Annotated in this window: 13 protein-coding genes and 2 pseudogenes; 13 read left to right on the top strand and 2 right to left on the bottom strand. The window is 67.5% G+C overall.

All coding sequences use genetic code 11. The features are described 5' to 3' along the window. The 12 genes and pseudogenes from IF188_RS19820 to IF188_RS19765 form a co-directional block, all read left to right on the top strand. A pseudogene (locus tag IF188_RS19820) lies at nt 1-421 on the top strand (hypothetical protein); the annotation flags it as partial. 1 nt (nt 422) lies between these two features. After that, entirely contained in the window at nt 423-2,279 is a 1,857-nt protein-coding gene (locus IF188_RS19815) for a hypothetical protein (RefSeq protein WP_191173537.1), read from the top strand. Nucleotide 2,280: 1 nt separating this feature from the next. Further along, on the top strand, nt 2,281-2,733 hold the full coding sequence (locus IF188_RS19810) for a hypothetical protein (RefSeq protein WP_191173536.1): 453 nt from the start codon (nt 2,281-2,283) through the stop codon (nt 2,731-2,733). Further along, the gene (locus IF188_RS19805) at nt 2,730-3,395 is read left to right on the top strand and encodes a hypothetical protein (RefSeq protein WP_191173535.1); all 666 of its coding nucleotides are present in this window, start codon (nt 2,730-2,732) and stop codon (nt 3,393-3,395) included. Before IF188_RS19810 ends, IF188_RS19805 begins: the two co-directional genes overlap by 4 nt. A 243-nt stretch (nt 3,396-3,638) precedes the next feature. Further along, nucleotides 3,639-4,007: a 30S ribosomal protein S12 gene (rpsL, locus tag IF188_RS19800; protein ID WP_018171438.1), complete on the top strand. Its 369-nt coding sequence runs from the start codon at nt 3,639-3,641 to the stop codon at nt 4,005-4,007. 5 nt (nt 4,008-4,012) lie between these two features. Continuing rightward, nucleotides 4,013-4,483 carry a 30S ribosomal protein S7 gene (gene rpsG, locus IF188_RS19795; protein WP_018171439.1) on the top strand — a complete coding sequence of 157 codons (471 nt, stop codon included), beginning with the start codon at nt 4,013-4,015 and terminating at the stop codon, nt 4,481-4,483. A 94-nt stretch (nt 4,484-4,577) separates the two neighbouring features. After that, a complete protein-coding gene (gene fusA / locus IF188_RS19790; RefSeq protein ID WP_191173534.1) occupies nt 4,578-6,692 on the top strand; it encodes an elongation factor G in 2,115 nt (704 codons plus the stop codon). 156 nt (nt 6,693-6,848) lie between these two features. Further along, complete coding sequence (gene tuf / locus IF188_RS19785) at nt 6,849-8,042, top strand: elongation factor Tu (RefSeq protein ID WP_191173533.1); 1,194 nt, start codon at nt 6,849-6,851, stop codon at nt 8,040-8,042. Nucleotides 8,043-8,261: 219 nt separating this feature from the next. Beyond that, complete coding sequence (locus IF188_RS19780; RefSeq protein WP_191173532.1) at nt 8,262-9,515, top strand: ATP-binding protein; 1,254 nt, start codon at nt 8,262-8,264, stop codon at nt 9,513-9,515. 129 nt (nt 9,516-9,644) lie between these two features. Further along, nucleotides 9,645-10,787: a glycosyltransferase gene (locus IF188_RS19775; protein WP_191173531.1), complete on the top strand. Its 1,143-nt coding sequence runs from the start codon at nt 9,645-9,647 to the stop codon at nt 10,785-10,787. Continuing rightward, complete coding sequence (locus IF188_RS19770; RefSeq protein WP_191173530.1) at nt 10,784-11,752, top strand: glycosyltransferase family 4 protein; 969 nt, start codon at nt 10,784-10,786, stop codon at nt 11,750-11,752. The genes IF188_RS19775 and IF188_RS19770 overlap by 4 nt, the downstream gene beginning before the upstream one ends. Before the next feature lie 30 nt (nt 11,753-11,782). After that, complete coding sequence (locus tag IF188_RS19765) at nt 11,783-12,304, top strand: VanZ family protein (protein WP_191173529.1); 522 nt, start codon at nt 11,783-11,785, stop codon at nt 12,302-12,304. Between the two features lie 237 nt (nt 12,305-12,541). Here the strand turns inward: IF188_RS19765 and IF188_RS19760 are convergent, their stop codons facing one another. Both IF188_RS19760 and IF188_RS19755 read right to left on the bottom strand, forming a co-directional pair. Beyond that, the gene (locus IF188_RS19760) at nt 12,542-13,630 is read right to left on the bottom strand and encodes a glycosyltransferase (protein ID WP_191173528.1); all 1,089 of its coding nucleotides are present in this window, start codon (nt 13,628-13,630) and stop codon (nt 12,542-12,544) included. Beyond that, on the bottom strand, nt 13,627-14,733 hold the full coding sequence (locus IF188_RS19755) for a polysaccharide pyruvyl transferase family protein (protein WP_191173527.1): 1,107 nt from the start codon (nt 14,731-14,733) through the stop codon (nt 13,627-13,629). Before IF188_RS19755 ends, IF188_RS19760 begins: the two co-directional genes overlap by 4 nt. Before the next feature lie 595 nt (nt 14,734-15,328). On the opposite strand from IF188_RS19755, the pseudogene IF188_RS20710 reads away from it, so the two are divergent. Further along, nucleotides 15,329-15,503: pseudogene (locus IF188_RS20710) on the top strand (DapH/DapD/GlmU-related protein); the annotation flags it as partial. Between the last annotated feature and the right edge of the window lie 749 nt (nt 15,504-16,252).

Here is a 16,252-nt window from a genome sequence, read left to right as displayed (position 1 = left end):
AGTCGCTGCGCAAGATGATGCAGGCGATCAAGGACACCGACCAGGCTCTCGCCGGCAACTGACACTGTTCGGGTGGATGCCGGCGGCCGCGGCCGCCGGCATCCACCTCTCCATCTCAAGAGGGGCAGGGCGCATGGCGGGCATGGTGAAGCTCGATCTCGGTGCGATCGCCGACACGGCGGCGGACGCGGAGCGCATCCGTCGGACGTTCGACGATTCCGACGACTCATCGCGCGCCGCCGCCGATGCGTGCGGCCACGCCGAGCTCGCCCACACGATCCGTCGGTTCGCCACGACGTGGGACGACCGGCGGCAGGGCATGTCCGACGCGCTGGGCAGCCTTGCGGGCGTGATGCGCGACATCCACACCGCGTTCGAGGACCTCGATCGCGAGCTCGGCAACTCGGCGGGAGCACGCTGACATGGACCCCATCCACGGCGACCCGGTGGTCCTGCGCCACACCGGACAGCGGTACGGCGAGACGGCGGCGGCGATCCGCTCCGCCGTGGCGACCCTGCAGCAGATCTCGGACCGCGGTCCGATGGTGAGCGTCGCGATCGACCGGGTGCGCAGGGATGCCGCGCACCTCGCCCGCGAGATCTCGCAGGCCGAGCAGCGGTACGCCGAGACCGGCGAGGCTCTGACCGAGTACGCGCGGGCGCTCGACGCGGCGCAGGACGACGCGCGGCGGGCGATCGCCGACCGCGAGGCCGCGCTCGACGAGAAGCACGCGGCGGAGAGCCGCGCGGCCGACGTGCGCGCCGACCGGCGCGGCCTGGCCGACGACGCGCCCGCGTCAGAGGTGCGGAGCCTGGACTGGTCGCTGGCGGACGCCGTCCGCGACGCCGACAGCGCGGCGTCGGACGCGGCATCCGCCGAACGGCGGTACGACGACGCCGTCGCCGACCGCGACCGTGCCGCGCAGCGGGCGATCGCACGCATCCACGACGTCGTCGAGGGCAGCGGGATCAACGACTCGTTCTGGGACAACGTCGGCGGCGTGTTCCACGACGTGATGGACTTCTTCGCCGATGCGCTCGAAGCGATCGTGAACGCCATCACCGCGGTGCTGGACGCGATCGCGAAGCTCATCGTGACGGTGCTCGCGGTGATCGCCGCCGTCATCCTGCTGGGGCTCGCGGTACTCACGCTTCTCGTGCTGGCGGCGATCGCGCTGGTGCTGCTCGTGATCCTGGTGCAGATCGCGCTGCTGCTGCTCGTGCTGGTCGCGGTGATCGCGGTCGGACTCGTGCTGCTCGCAGTGGCACTCCTCGCCGCGATCGTCCTGATGGTGCCGGGCCTGGCGGTCTTCCTCGCCGGCGTCAGCTGGCTGTTCGCCCTCAACCTCGCCAGCGGCATGGACCCGGTGCAGGCGCTCGTGCAGGCCGTCATCCCGACGCTGCTGTTCGTCTATCCGGCGCTGTGGGCGGTGATCGCCTGGGCGTCCGGCCAAGAGACCGGCACCCCCGAGTTCGTGGACGCCACCCCCCAGGACCCGCGATCGGTGTACTCCTTCGAGACGCTGTTCTCCGACCTCAAAGACATCGACAAGAACGGGCACACGTCGGGCGACGAGAGCACGAACGAGGAATCGATCGTGCGGATCGTGCCGTTCGTCGGTCCCGACGGCGAGGTGATCTACCGCGTGGAGATCCCGTCGACCCAGCAGTGGACGCCGGGCGGCACCAGCGGAAACGACGTCACCAGCGACATCGTCGCCAAGATGAACCAGGCGCAGCAGACCCAGCTCGAGAAGATGGTCATCGACGCCATGCAGCGCGCCGGCATCGAACCGGGCGACCACGTCATGCTCGCGGGGTGGAGCCTGGGTGGCATCACCGCCGGCAACCTCGCGTCCGATCCCGGGTTCTCCAGCACCTACAAGGTCGATGCGATCGCGGTGGCGGGCTCGTCCGTTGACGACCTCGACATCCCCGCGCACACCCGCGTGCTCGACGTCTCGCACACCATCGATCCGGTCGCGCGCACCGAGAACCCGTATGCCGAGGATCACTCCGACGACCCGAACCGGTACAAGATCAACGTCCCGTCGCCCGGCGGGCTGGATTCGGTCGGCCACAACTCGGGGTACTACCAGACCACCGTGAAGGAGCAGGTCGACCAGGGCGCCAGCGCCGCGGGCCGGGACTTCCTGGCCGACGACCCGAACGCCGACGACGGTGTGCAGATCCGCGACTATTTCGGAACCCCGGCCACGGTGGACAAGAATGGGAACCCCATCGGCACGTACGACTACGCCTACACGAGAGGGGAGTGATGTGTTCCGACGGATCGGCTTCACGGCGCTCGCCCTCGTCGCGGCGCTGACGTTCAGCGCCTGCAGCCCCGCGACAGGAGGGAACCCCGACATGGATGCGGCGGCGATCCAGTCCGATCTCACGGCGATCGACGGCGTCGCCGACGCCGAGGTCGGCTTCTACAACACCGGCGCTCCCGGGCGCAACGCACTGAGCACCAAGCTCGTCGTCGACGAGACGGGTCTCGCCGATCTCAGCACCGTGCTGTACGCGGCCATCGACGTCATCGCCGAGCAGGCGCCGGGATGGTCGTCCTACGAGTTCTCGGTGGCGGGACTGGACGACACGTCGCCGACCGGCAGGCGCGGGCTGAACGTCGACGACTACGTCACCCCCGAGCAGATGCCCTACGGGACTCTGGGCACGTCGCTGACGCTCACCCCCGACGAGCTGCAGCAGGCCGCGGATTCATGACGCGGCGGGCTGCGCTGCGTCTCACGCTGCCGGGCGAGTGGCAGTCGTTCACCCTGTCACCGGACGACGAGGCGATCGCCGGCGAGGTCGCCGCATTCGTCCGCGAACGTCTGGGGCGCCGCGACGATCAGGCGACGCTGCGGGCGCAGCAGCGCGCCGGGCTCGGCGAGGCGGTGCGCCGGGCGCGCGACGCGGGTGCCACCCAGTTCCACTTCTCGCTGAAGGCGCCCGGCGGGCTCGCCTTCGCGTCGACGGTGGCCGAGTACTGCCCGCATCTTCCCCTGGGAGAGTCGACGGATGCCGTCGCCCTCGCCGACGCGCTGGTCGGGGTGCTGGCGGCCGAGGTCGACGGCGCCGAGCCGGATCAGCGCTGGGAGGCTTTCGAGCTCGCCGGCGGCGTCGTGTTCGAGCGTGAGGGCGGGCTCGTCCTGCGACGGGATCGCCGGCTTGCGGCATCCGATCCCGAACACGATGCGCCGACGACGGTCGTGGACTACTGGCTGACCGAGCCGGGCCGCAACCGGGTGGTGCTGCTGAGTTTCACCACCGCGCTCGCCGAACTGGCACCCCTGATGATCGAGCTGTTCGACGCTGTCGTCGGCGACGCGAAGTGGATCGAGCAGGACGACGTCGCGGCGCTCCGCGCCGAACTGCGGGGCTGAGCAGCACCGCGTTTGCCCGACCCCCGAAACCCACGTATCATAGATCGGGTGTGCGCTCACGCGCGCCGTCCGACGTGCCTCGGCGTGTCGGCGGCCGGGCGGGCGCCGCATCCAGGGAACGGCCTGCGAACAGGCCACCCCCACGGCATACCCACCACGAAACGCACGGCAGGTTCCTGTCGCGCCGGTGGGTCTGTGGTGAAACCACGACGCTGTCACCGTGCAGCACTATGAGGAGAGAACGTGCCGACTATTCAGCAGTTGGTTCGCAAGGGTCGCTCGCCCAAGGTCTCGAAGACCAAGGCGCCGGCGCTGAAGGCGAACCCCCAGCAGGCGGGTGTCTGCACCCGCGTGTACACGACCACGCCCAAGAAGCCGAACTCGGCGATGCGCAAGGTCGCCCGTGTCAAGCTCCGCAACGGCACCGAGGTCACCGCGTACATCCCCGGTGAGGGTCACAACCTGCAGGAGCACTCGCTCGTGCTGGTCCGTGGCGGCCGTGTGAAGGACCTTCCGGGTGTCCGCTACAAGATCGTCCGGGGTGCGCTCGACACCCAGGCTGTCAAGAACCGTAAGCAGGCTCGCAGCCGCTACGGCGCGAAGAAGGGCTGAGTCAGATGCCTCGTAAGGGTCCCGCCCCCAAGCGTCCCGTCGCCAACGACCCGGTCTACGGCGCCCCGATCGTCAGCCAGCTGGTGAACAAGATCCTCGTCGACGGCAAGAAGTCGCTCGCCGAGTCGATCGTCTACGGCGCCCTGCAGGGTGTCGAGGCGAAGAACGGCCAGGACGCCGTCGCCACGCTCAAGAAGGCGCTCGACAACGTGCGCCCCACGCTCGAGGTCAAGAGCCGCCGCGTCGGCGGTTCGACCTACCAGGTGCCGGTCGAGGTCAAGCCTCACCGCGCCAACACGCTCGCCCTCCGCTGGCTCGTGAGCTACGCGAAGGGTCGTCGTGAGAAGACGATGACCGAGCGCCTCCAGAACGAGATCCTGGATGCCTCGAACGGCCTCGGTGCCGCGGTCAAGCGCCGCGAGGACACCCACAAGATGGCCGAGTCGAACCGCGCCTTCGCGCACTACCGCTGGTAAGCCGCTTCGGCAGGCTCAGCGACCGGGTGACCGGTCGCTGAGCCCGCCGGAGGGCCACCCGCCCGCAATCGCTTTCAACCCGTAAGGACACCCCGTGGCACAAGAAGTGCTCACCGACCTCACCAAGGTCCGCAACATCGGCATCATGGCGCACATCGATGCCGGCAAGACGACGACGACCGAGCGCATCCTGTTCTACACGGGCGTCAACCACAAGATCGGCGAGACGCACGACGGCGCTGCCACCACCGACTGGATGGAGCAGGAGCAGGAGCGCGGCATCACGATCACGTCGGCCGCCGTCACCTGCTTCTGGGACAAGAACCAGATCAACATCATCGACACGCCCGGCCACGTGGACTTCACGGTCGAGGTCGAGCGGTCGCTCCGCGTCCTCGACGGCGCGGTCGCCGTCTTCGACGGCAAGGAGGGCGTCGAGCCCCAGTCCGAGACCGTGTGGCGCCAGGCCGACAAGTACGACGTCCCCCGCATCTGCTTCGTCAACAAGATGGACAAGCTGGGCGCCGACTTCTACTTCACGGTCGACACCATCATCAACCGCCTGAAGGCCAAGCCGCTCGTGCTGCAGCTGCCGATCGGCGCCGAGAACGACTTCGTCGGCGTCATCGACCTCGTCGAGATGCGCGCACTGGTGTGGCCCGGCGACGCCAAGGGCGACGTGACCATGGGCGCCAAGTACGAGGTGCAGGAGATCCCCGCCGACCTCGCCGACAAGGCAGCCGAGTACCGCGAGAAGCTCCTCGAGACCGTCGCCGAGAGCGACGAGCACCTGCTCGAGAAGTACTTCGGCGGCGAGGAGCTGTCGGTCGCCGAGATCAAGGGCGCGATCCGCAAGCTCACGGTTGCGGGCGAGCTGTACCCCGTCCTCTGCGGTTCGGCGTTCAAGAACCGCGGTGTGCAGCCGATGCTCGACGCGGTCGTCGACTACCTGCCGTCGCCCCTCGACGTGCCCGCCATCGAGGCGCACGACCCGAAGGACGAAGAGAAGATCATCGAGCGTCACCCTGACCGCGACGAGCCGTTCACGGCGCTCGCGTTCAAGATCGTGTCGCACCCGTTCTTCGGCCGTCTGACCTACATCCGCGTGTACTCGGGTCACCTCGACTCCGGCGCCCAGGTCGTCAACGCGACCAAGGGCAAGAAGGAGCGCATCGGAAAGATCTTCCAGATGCACGCCAACAAGGAGAACCCGGTCGACTCGGTCACCGCCGGCCACATCTACGCCGTCATCGGCCTCAAGGACACCACCACCGGTGACACGCTGTCCGACAGCGCCAACCAGGTCGTCCTCGAGTCGATGACGTTCCCGGAGCCGGTCATCGAGGTCGCGATCGAGCCCAAGACGAAGGCCGACCAGGAGAAGCTGGGTCTCGCGATCCAGAAGCTCGCCGAAGAGGACCCGACGTTCCGCGTCGAGCAGAACGCCGAGACCGGCCAGACGGTCATCAAGGGCATGGGCGAGCTGCACCTCGACATCCTCGTGGACCGCATGAAGCGCGAGTTCAAGGTCGAGGCCAACGTCGGCAAGCCGCAGGTGGCGTACCGCGAGACGATCCGCAAGACCGTCGAGCGTCACGACTACACGCACAAGAAGCAGACCGGTGGTTCGGGCCAGTTCGCGAAGATCCAGTTCGCGCTGGAGCCGCTCGAGGTCACGGCCGACAAGACGTACGAGTTCGAGAACAAGGTCACCGGTGGCCGCATCCCGCGCGAGTACATCGAGCCGACGAACCAGGGCTTCCAGGACGCCATGAACGTCGGCGTGCTCGCCGGCTACCCCATGGTGGGCGTGAAGGCGATCCTCATCGACGGTGCCTCGCACGACGTCGACTCGTCCGAGATGGCGTTCAAGATCGCCGGCTCGATGGGCTTCAAGGAGGCCGTCCGCAAGGCGAACCCCGTCATCCTCGAGCCGCTCATGGCGGTCGAAGTGCGTACTCCCGAGGAGTACATGGGTGACGTCATCGGCGACCTGAACTCGCGTCGTGGCCAGATCCAGTCGATGGAGGACGCCCAGGGCGTCAAGGTCGTCCGCGCGCTGGTCCCGCTGTCCGAGATGTTCGGCTACATCGGCGACCTGCGTTCGAAGACCTCGGGCCGCGCCGTCTACTCGATGGAGTTCGACAGCTACGCCGAGGTTCCTCGCAACGTGGCTGACGAGATCATCCAGAAGGTCAAGGGCGAGTAACCCTTTTCTGCCGGATGCCTCGGCGACGAGGCATCCGGCGGCACAACTTCACACAGAACCAACAGAACCGTCTCTACTAAGCTGGAGACATCCCCGTAGACGACCGACGCACACCAGCGTCCGGAACCTCTACACGAACGTCCTGAGGAGGACCCAGTGGCTAAGGCCAAGTTCGAGCGCACCAAGCCGCACGTGAACATCGGAACGATCGGTCACGTCGACCACGGCAAGACCACGCTCACCGCAGCTATCTCGAAGGTGCTCGCTGACAAGTACCCGTCGGCCACCAACGTGCAGCGCGACTTCGCGTCGATCGACTCGGCTCCCGAGGAGCGTCAGCGCGGTATCACGATCAACATCTCGCACGTCGAGTACGAGACCCCGAAGCGTCACTACGCTCACGTCGACGCCCCGGGTCACGCCGACTACATCAAGAACATGATCACCGGTGCCGCTCAGATGGACGGCGCGATCCTCGTGGTCGCCGCCACCGACGGCCCGATGGCTCAGACGCGTGAGCACGTGCTGCTCGCCAAGCAGGTCGGCGTGCCCTACCTGCTGGTCGCGCTGAACAAGTCGGACATGGTCGACGACGAGGAGATCCTGGAGCTCGTCGAGCTCGAGGTTCGCGAGCTGCTGTCGTCGCAGGACTTCGACGGCGACAACGCTCCCGTCGTGCGCGTCTCGGGCCTCAAGGCTCTCGAGGGCGACGAGAAGTGGGTCCAGTCGGTCCTCGACCTGATGGACGCCGTCGACGAGTCGATCCCCGACCCGGTGCGTGACAAGGACAAGCCGTTCCTCATGCCCATCGAGGACGTCTTCACCATCACCGGCCGTGGCACGGTCGTCACGGGCCGCGCCGAGCGTGGCACGCTGGCCATCAACTCCGAGGTCGAGATCGTGGGTCTGCGCCCGACGCAGAAGACGATCGTCACCGGTATCGAGATGTTCCACAAGCAGCTCGACGAGGCGTGGGCCGGCGAGAACTGTGGTCTGCTCCTGCGCGGCACCAAGCGTGACGACGTCGAGCGCGGCCAGGTCGTCGTGAAGCCCGGTTCGGTCACCCCGCACACCAACTTCGAGGGCACGGCGTACATCCTGTCCAAGGAGGAGGGCGGCCGCCACAACCCGTTCTTCACGAACTACCGTCCGCAGTTCTACTTCCGCACCACCGACGTCACCGGCGTCATCACGCTGCCCGAGGGCACCGAGATGGTCATGCCCGGCGACACCACCGACATGACGGTCGAGCTGATCCAGCCCATCGCCATGGAAGAGGGCCTCGGCTACGCGATCCGTGAGGGTGGCCGCACCGTCGGCGCCGGCACGGTCACGAAGATCATCAAGTAAGTCTTCTGACTCACTGACGAACGCCCCCGAGCCTCGGCTCGGGGGCGTTCGGCTTTCACTGCGTAATAGCTAGCTAATTGTCTGACATCCCGTAGATCTCATGCACGTCCGATCGTAGATCTGAGGCTTGACCGATCGTAGATCTGAGGCTTGACCGATCGTAGATCTGAGGCTTGACCGATCGTAGATTTCAGCCCTGGCCATCTGTAGAATTCTCGCGTGGTGGAATACAGGCCGCGCGTCGTCGATGACGAGTTAGCTCGTCGGATGAGCGTCATGGGCGCCGTTCTCGTCGATGGGCCCAAGGCGGCGGGCAAGACGGCAACCGCGTCGCAGGTCGCGCAGACCGTGCTACGACTCGATGTGGACCGTTCTGCGCGTGCCGCGCTCCAGACTTACCCCGAGCAGCTCTTCACCTATCCGACGCCGATTCTCTTCGACGAGTGGCAAGAAGCACCTGAGATCTGGAACCTCGTGCGCCGCGCGGTCGACGACAGCGCCGACAAAGGGCAGTACTTGCTGACCGGCTCCGCCACCCCGCGAGATGACGCGCGTCTACACTCCGGTGCCGGCCGCATTGCGAGACTCCGAATGCGCCCCATGACGCTCTTTGAGAGTGGACACTCGAACGGATCGGTCAGCTTGGCCGACTTGCTGAACGGTGCAGATCTTGGAGGAGCGCCCTCGGACTTGACGGTGCCGGATATCATCGAGCGAATCGTAGCCGGCGGATGGCCGGACACACTTCGCTTCGGCGAGCGTGATGCCCGCGAGTGGCTCGAGGCATACGTGCTGAATATCGCCGAGGTTGATCTGCCCGCTCTCGGCACACGACGCAACCCCGGCAACATCCTGCGGCTGTTCGCATCGCTGGGGCGCGCCTCCGGCACACCCCTCAATCGATCCGTTCTCGAACTGGAGGTGGGCGGCGAAGGGGGTGCGGTGGCCTCTGAAACGCTGGCCCGCTATCTTGATGCCCTCGACCGGCTGATGCTGATCGAGCCTCTGCCTGCGTGGCGTCCGCACATGCGGTCGCGTGTGCGTCTTCGAACGTCGCCAGTGCATCATTTCGTGGACCCGTCCGTGGGCCTTGCGGCGCTTGGCGTCGGTTCGCGTGAGCTGCTCGCTGACTTGGAGGCTGCAGGACTGCAGTTCGAATCGATGGCGTTGCGCGACCTGCGTGTGTACGCGCAACCGCTGCGGGGCCGGTTCTCATCCTGGCGCGATTCCAAGAGCGGTCACGAAGTAGACGCGGTCCTCGAGCTTGCAGACGGGCGGTGGGCGGCGTTCGAGTTCAAGCTCGGCGAGGCGGCCGCCGATGTCGCCGCGACGTCGCTCCTCCGCTTCAGGGACACGGTGGATGTCGGCAAGCACGGCGCTCCGAGCGCGCTGGTCGTGATCACCGGCGGCCGCTTCGCTTACCGACGTTCTGACGGAGTGATCGTGGTCCCGATCGCCGCCCTGAGGCCGTGATTCGCAAAGAGTGCACGAGCATGCGGGGAGGGGGCTTTCAGAGGCTGGCCCTCAGGGACCACCGACTATCCTTGAGCGAGCGCCGACGCGCGCCCGCACGACCACCCCGCGCCAGGAAGGAGCCTCGCCATGGCAGGCATCCTGGTCCACGAATGGCTGGCCCGGCACGGGGGTTCCGAGAACGTCTTCGAAGTGCTGTCGAACACGTTCCCCGACGCGGAACGGTTCTGCCTCTGGAACGACAGCGAGGGCCGTTTCGACGGCGTGCACGAGACGGTCCTGGCGCGCACCCCGCTGCGGCACAGCAAGGCGGCCGCGCTGCCCTTCATGCCCGCGGTCTGGCGGCATCTGCCGGAGCGCGACGCGGACTGGGTTCTCGCCAGCAGCCATCTCTTCGCCCACCAGGCGCGGTTCGGCGGTCCGGCCCGGGACGCACCCAAGCTCGTCTACGCGCACACGCCGGCGCGATACATCTGGACGCCCGAGCTCGACGGCCGTGGAGCCGGTCTCGCCGCGCGGACGATCTCGTCGCTGCTGAAGCCGATCGACCGCCGCCGTGCGCAAGAGCCGCTCGCGATCGCGGCGAACAGCGCCTTCATCGCACAGCGCATCGCCGACACGTGGCAGCGCGAGGCCACGGTCATCCACCCTCCGGTCGACGTGTCGGCGCTCACGGTGCCTCCGGCCGAGCTCACCCCGGCTGACCGCGCGAAGCTCGCCGCGCTGCCTCCGGAGTTCCTACTCGGTGTCTCGCGGTTCGTGCCGTACAAGCGGCTGGATTGCGTCATCGAGGCCGGCGCGGCCGCCGGGCTGCCGGTCGTGCTCGCCGGCGGCGGCCCCGACGAAGAACGCCTGCGTGCCATGGCCGCAGAGCAGGGGGAGTGGGTCGTCTTCGTGCGTGACCCGTCGTCCGCTCTGCTCTCGGAGCTTTACCGCAGGGCGCTGGCGCTGATCTTCCCCGCCATCGAGGACTTCGGCATCATGCCGGTCGAGGCTATGGCCACGGGCACCCCGGTCGTCGCGAGTGCCGTCGGCGGCACCGCAGAGACGGTCGTCGACGGAGTGACCGGCGCGCTCGTGCACGACTGGGAGCGCGGCCAACTCGCGAAAGCCGTCGACCGTGCGATGGGAGTGGATGCCGCAGCCTGCGTCGCCCGTGCCCACGAGTTCGACACGTCGGTGTTCGTCGACCGGATCAGCGCATGGGTCGCCGCCACGACAGGGGCCGATATCGCGACATCGCCCGCTGCACCCGGCGGACTGCGGCCGTGACGGCGCTCTACGTCGATGACCGCTATCGCGGCGCGCACGGCATCGGCCGGTACGCGGGAGAGGTGCTCCCGCGGCTGCGGCCGGAGTGGCGGCCGCTCGGGCTCGACGGCAATCCGCATTCGCCGCTCGACGCGTTCCGGCGTCTTCCGGGCGTCGCGCACGACTCGCTGGTGTACTCGCCGGGCTACGGCGCGCTGCTGCGTGCACCCCGGCAGGTGCTGACTGTGCACGATCTCATTCACCTGCAGGTGCCCTGGCCCGGGCGTATGAAGTTCGCGGCATACTACGGCGGCCCGGTGCGTCGCACCGTGCGCAAAGCCGGTCTGGTGCTGACCGTTTCGGAGACGTCGGCCCGTGCGATCCGTGAGTGGCTGCGTGACGACGCGGTGCGCGTCGTCAACGCCGGCAATGGCTGCTCGGCGGCGTTCCGGCCTGACGGCCCCGTCGGGACGGCCGCCGAGCCGTACGTGATCTTCGTGGGCAATACGCGTCTGCACAAGAATCTCGACGTGGTGCTGCGTGCGCTGGCGCTCGCGCCGGACGTCCGTCTGCGGGCCGTGCTGCCGCAGCACGAGATCGCGGACGCCGCGTCCCGCGCATCCGCGGCCGGCGTCGCCGATCGTGTCGAGTGGCTCCACGGCGTCGATGACGACCGACTGGCTGCGCTGTACCGGGGCGCGTCCGCGACGGTCATGCCGTCGACGCTGGAAGGATTCGGGCTGCCCGCCCTGGAGTCCATCTCGTCCGGCGTGCCGGTGATCTACTGGCAAGGCTGTGAAGCGGTCGCCGAGATCGTCGGCGACCGCGGCTGGTCAGTGGAGACGTCAGGGGATGCCGCACCGTGGGCTGCCGCGATGACCGAGGCGGTCCGCGCCCCGCGTCGCGTCGACCCGCCTGTGGGCGAATACGACTGGGATCGCACCGCCGCGGTCATCTCTGACGCCCTGGAACAGGTGCTCGCGTAGCCCTCAGCCGGCGGCCGATATCGTGGAGGGGTGTCCGAAGCCATGATCGTGTCGAGCGTCGACGGCCCCGTGCCGCAGCGCGCGAAGTATGCACGGCTCTTCCTGACACGCTCGTGGGTGACGATCTCGTTGCTGGTCGCCTATCTGCTCGTGGTGCTGGCAGTCACCCTGACGCCGAGTCTCGACACGTACCACGTCAACGAGGTCGGGTATCGCGTCGTCGACGCCGGGCGCAGCGCGGGTCTGTCCATGTCATTCGGGATCAACCGGCTGTCGCTCATCATGAATGTCCTGATGTTCATCCCTCTCGGCGTGCTCTGGGGTCTCGTGTTCGAGAGGCCGCGGTGGATCTGGATCGCCGTCGCGGGGTTCCCCGTCTTCTCGGCTCTCATCGAGTGCATCCAAGGAGCCTTCCTCCCCGGCCGCATGGCCGACGCCGGCGACATCGTGGCGAACAGCGTCGGCGGCTGGATCGGTCTCGCCATCGCCGTGGTCGTCCGGAACGCTGTGCAGCGCAACGCGGCCCGGACGTCATCATCCCGGCCCGGGTGATCAACCCCGTCGTTCTGCTCGTTGAGTGAGCGGGTTCCTCTTCTGCTCGTTGAGCGAGCGGAGCGAGTCGAAACGCCGTAAGCCGCTCGTCGGACGCGACCACCCTCTCACCGTGGGCGGGCGCGTGGTTGTGCTCTCGAGAGCGGCTCACGACGTTTCGTCTTCGCTCGTTCGTCGCTTCGCTCAACGACCGGGTGGCGGCCGCGGGTGACCCCGGCTCCTCCTGCGTCGCTTCGCTCAACGGCCGGTGAGGCCCCACACGAACTGCTCCAGCACGTCGGTCTTCGCGTCCCAAGCCTCGGCTGACGCGGCCGCTTCGCCCGACGTATTGGGGGAGGGATGCCGCAATACGCGCGCAAGGGCGTCGCCGGCGTCGTTCGGGCCTGAGTAGGTGAACAGCCCGGCGTCCGCCTCCGGCCGAATCACGGGGGTCTCGCGTGAGACCACCGCGAGGCCGGCCGAGAGGTATTCGTAGAGCTTCATCGGACTGCGCCCGGCGTTGAGCGGATCGTCCGACAGCGGCAGCAGACCGACACGGGCGCCGTGCAGCAGCGCGGGCAGGGCGTCGTACGCGATCGGTCCGAGCAGCTCGACATTCGACGGAAGCGCGACCGGCGACTCACCCGCCGGCCCCGCGATGACGAACCGCACCTCCGCATACGACCGAGCCCATTCCGCCAACTGGCCCCAGTCGAAGCGCCCGTCGAGGGCGCCGACGTACACGCACACCGCCGGGCGAGCGCCGTCCGTGGCCGACGGCGGCGCGAAGTGCGCGGCATCCACCCCGTTCTCAAGCACGAGCGCGGGAACAGTGAGCGCACCGAGTCCACGGAGCACCTCTGAGGACGTGGCGATGACGCCGTCTGCCGCCGCGACGATGGCGGCCTGCGCCTGCGCCTTCACGCCGGCGGGGTAGAGGTCGGTCGGGCGGTACACGAGTCGCGGCGTGAGGCCCCGGACGGTGTCGTCCCACAGCAGCGGCTGGTCGATCAGGACCGCGTCGAACTCGGGACGGATGCCGTGACGGTGCAGCTCGTTCGCGACGCGGAACGGGCCATACGGGCGGGGGAGTATCGGCCGCGGGACGAGGTGGGTGACGCCGTCGGCGTCGCGGTGCGGCCCGAGCGGGACCGCGGCCTCATCCGCGCGACTCACGCGTCCGGTCGCGCGGTGGGCGAGCGAGATCGGCGTCGAGAGGTGTACCACCTCCGCGCCGCGCTGCGCGAGGGTGCGCGCGTAGTGGTGGCTGCCGACGCGGAACGGTCCGAACGCATGGCTGTGCGCAAGGAAGAGGATGCGAGGCCGGTCGGGGATTCCCCTCGTCATGCGCGGGCCGCTTCGATCGCGGTGCGGATGTCGGCCTCCGTCTCGGCGAGGCGTGCGTACGCCGTTGCGACGGCTGCGCGCACCTCGTCGGCGCGGGTGAGCTGTTTCGTGAGGAAGGCGGTGATCTCGTCGGGAGAGAGGGATGCCGCATCCGCTGAAACTCCGGCCAGGCCGATCGTCGCGAATGAGTCCGTGATCTTACGGGTCGGGTCCGCGACGACCTCGGCAGGTACGGCTCCGCTCAGCGCGGCGAGGATGAGGACGTGCAGGCGGTCGGAGATCACGAGGCGTGCGTGGTCGTATCGCTCGCGGACCAGCGCCTCCTGAGCGACCGCGTCGCGCTCACCCCACGGGTCGAACTCGCCGCCGAGCATCTGGGCGAGCTCGCGGGCGCGCTCTTCGTCCTCGCGCACCTGCACCACGGTGCGGATGCGCAGTCCGTTGGCTGCGGCGAAGTCTGTCAGTGCGTCGGCCCACTCGACGGCGGGGAGAGGACGCTTGCCGCGCAGACTCACGATCAGCTCGTCGCGCTCGCCGTCTGGAAGACCGGCCCGCTGACCGGCAGCGAAGCCGATGTCGGGTGCGAGTTGCGATCCACCGGTGGTGGCGCGGCTCGTATCGTCGCGCCAGAGGGCGAACTGCGATGCTCTGGCGGCGGTCGAGTGCAACCACAGCGAGGGCTGTGTGGGTGCACGCACGGCTCGCGGGGGCCGCACCACCACGCCACGCTTGAGGCGGACGAGCAGTGTCTCGGCGAGGAACACGAGCTCACGGACGCCGTTGCCGCGGTCGAGCGGCACTTCGCCGGCCTCGAACACCAGGACGGGACGCCCGGGCGCGGTCGCCAGCATCCACAGCCATCGCGCGACGCTGCGCTTGCTGCGGAGCACTCTGGTGCCGGTGGGCACGCCCAGTTGGCGCAGCCATACGTCAGGTGCCCCGCCGACGTACGCGACGAGCTCGTCCGAGGTGCCGCGCGCCCAGTCCAGCGTGCCTCGCCGGATCAGCGCGTCGCCGAGGTTGCCGGCCGGGCCGGTGAGGGAGACGAAGGTGCGGGTCGGGCGGGGTCGGCGTCGTCCTGTCCCGTGCTCCCCGCTTCGCATAGGAACAACTTTACGGGGCGGGGCGCGCAACGACCCGGAGGTCGGGATGACCTTGAGGTCGCCCACGGCGCCTTTCAAGGGCCGTGCCCATATACTTCATGACTACTGCTCTGCGCCTTGGGCAGAGCGGCGCGGACCGCTCGAGCCTCACTGAGTCTTTCTACGGTACAAACGCACATCGCATGGAGGCAAAATGGCCGTCGGCAAGTTCACTGTTGCAGAGTCGGATGCGGCGATCCTCGCTGACAACCTCATCGAGTACAACCAAGGAGCCGCCAGACGACCCATCGAGGCCGGCGCCGTGGTCCGGTATTCGTCGGGCCGGGTCTTCGAGCAGTTCAGCCGCCACCCGTATGGCCGCATACTCCCGGCCGGAGCATTCACGCATGTCGTTGACGCGGGAGACTCCTTTTTCTACTTCGACATTGGCAGGTACTGTTCGATCGCTCGCGGCACTAATGTCACTAACGGGCACCATCCTCTCCACTCGGTCACCACGTCGCCCTACCACTACGGCGGCTGGTACAAGAACAACCTTCCGGAAGAACTCCGGTATATGGGCGTGGACGTTCCATTCGCGCGGGAATACGGGCGAGGAAAGATTGGCAACGACGTCTGGATCGGTGGCTATTGCGTAATCAAATCGGGAATTACAATCGGTGACGGTGCCGTGATTGCGAGTGGCGCCGTCGTTGTCAAGGACGTCCCGCCCTACACCATCGTTGGTGGCAATCCGGCGAAACCCATACGACTCCGGTTCGACCAGGAGATTGTGGACCGCTTTATCGCGTTACAGTGGTGGTCCTACAGCCCATCGAGTTTTCGCGACATCAACATGTTCGACGTGACTAACTTCCTCGACGAGATGGAAGTCCGCAAGGAACGTGGTGACCTCGTACCATTCCGACCGAAGCGCTTGGCGATCGTCGACGGCAAGGTGGTCGAGATAACGTAACAAAAGTAATGAATCGACGGTACATCAGTTCATTCCGCGCGATGAAACGAGTCTCGAACGATCGTGCGCTGGCCCATAGATTCGATAGGGTTTGCCATCCCGGCAGCAGGACAGCGCTGCAGCGACCCTGAAGTCACCTTCGTGGTGACAGCATTGGGTCTCCGGCGAGGTGCGGCGACGCTCACTCGATCGATGCTCTCCACACCCAGGTGGAATGCGACATCGCGCCGATCGGCTGATGTCCCGCTTCATGACGTGCCTATGACTTAGGGCTGGGCGTTGAGCTCCAGGTAGTGGTGTAGCCGATGCTGATCGTTCTGCTGTTGTTTCGGTTAGGCGACGAGCTCGAGGAAGGTATCGAGGATCTCGAGCTGAGTATTTGGAGTCGTGAGCGCCACTGATTATTGCGGTTGAGCGCCAGTCGATATTCACTCTCAGGGCCACCGGTATTGCCGGTGAGCGCCACTCCCGTGGGCGCGACGCTCACCGGCCCGAGTTCAGCCGGCCGCGGCGGTGTGTTCGCGCATGTTGACCTCGCCGGTCTCGATCCAGAGGGTGTTGTGG

It is taken from the genome of Microbacterium helvum, assembly GCF_014779795.1.
GTDB classification, from domain to species: domain Bacteria; phylum Actinomycetota; class Actinomycetes; order Actinomycetales; family Microbacteriaceae; genus Microbacterium; species Microbacterium helvum.
This window is presented reverse-complemented; position numbering and strand designations above follow the sequence as displayed.

Coding starts and splice junctions, on each gene's coding strand:
- IF188_RS19760 (WP_191173528.1), bottom strand. CDS start 13,630: ATGACGAGGGGAATCCCCGACCGGCCTCGCATCCTCTTCCTTGCGCAC.
- rpsG (WP_018171439.1), top strand. CDS start 4,013: ATGCCTCGTAAGGGTCCCGCCCCCAAGCGTCCCGTCGCCAACGACCCG.
- IF188_RS19815 (WP_191173537.1), top strand. CDS start 423: ATGGACCCCATCCACGGCGACCCGGTGGTCCTGCGCCACACCGGACAG.
- IF188_RS19775 (WP_191173531.1), top strand. CDS start 9,645: ATGGCAGGCATCCTGGTCCACGAATGGCTGGCCCGGCACGGGGGTTCC.
- IF188_RS19755 (WP_191173527.1), bottom strand. CDS start 14,733: ATGCGAAGCGGGGAGCACGGGACAGGACGACGCCGACCCCGCCCGACC.
- IF188_RS19805 (WP_191173535.1), top strand. CDS start 2,730: ATGACGCGGCGGGCTGCGCTGCGTCTCACGCTGCCGGGCGAGTGGCAG.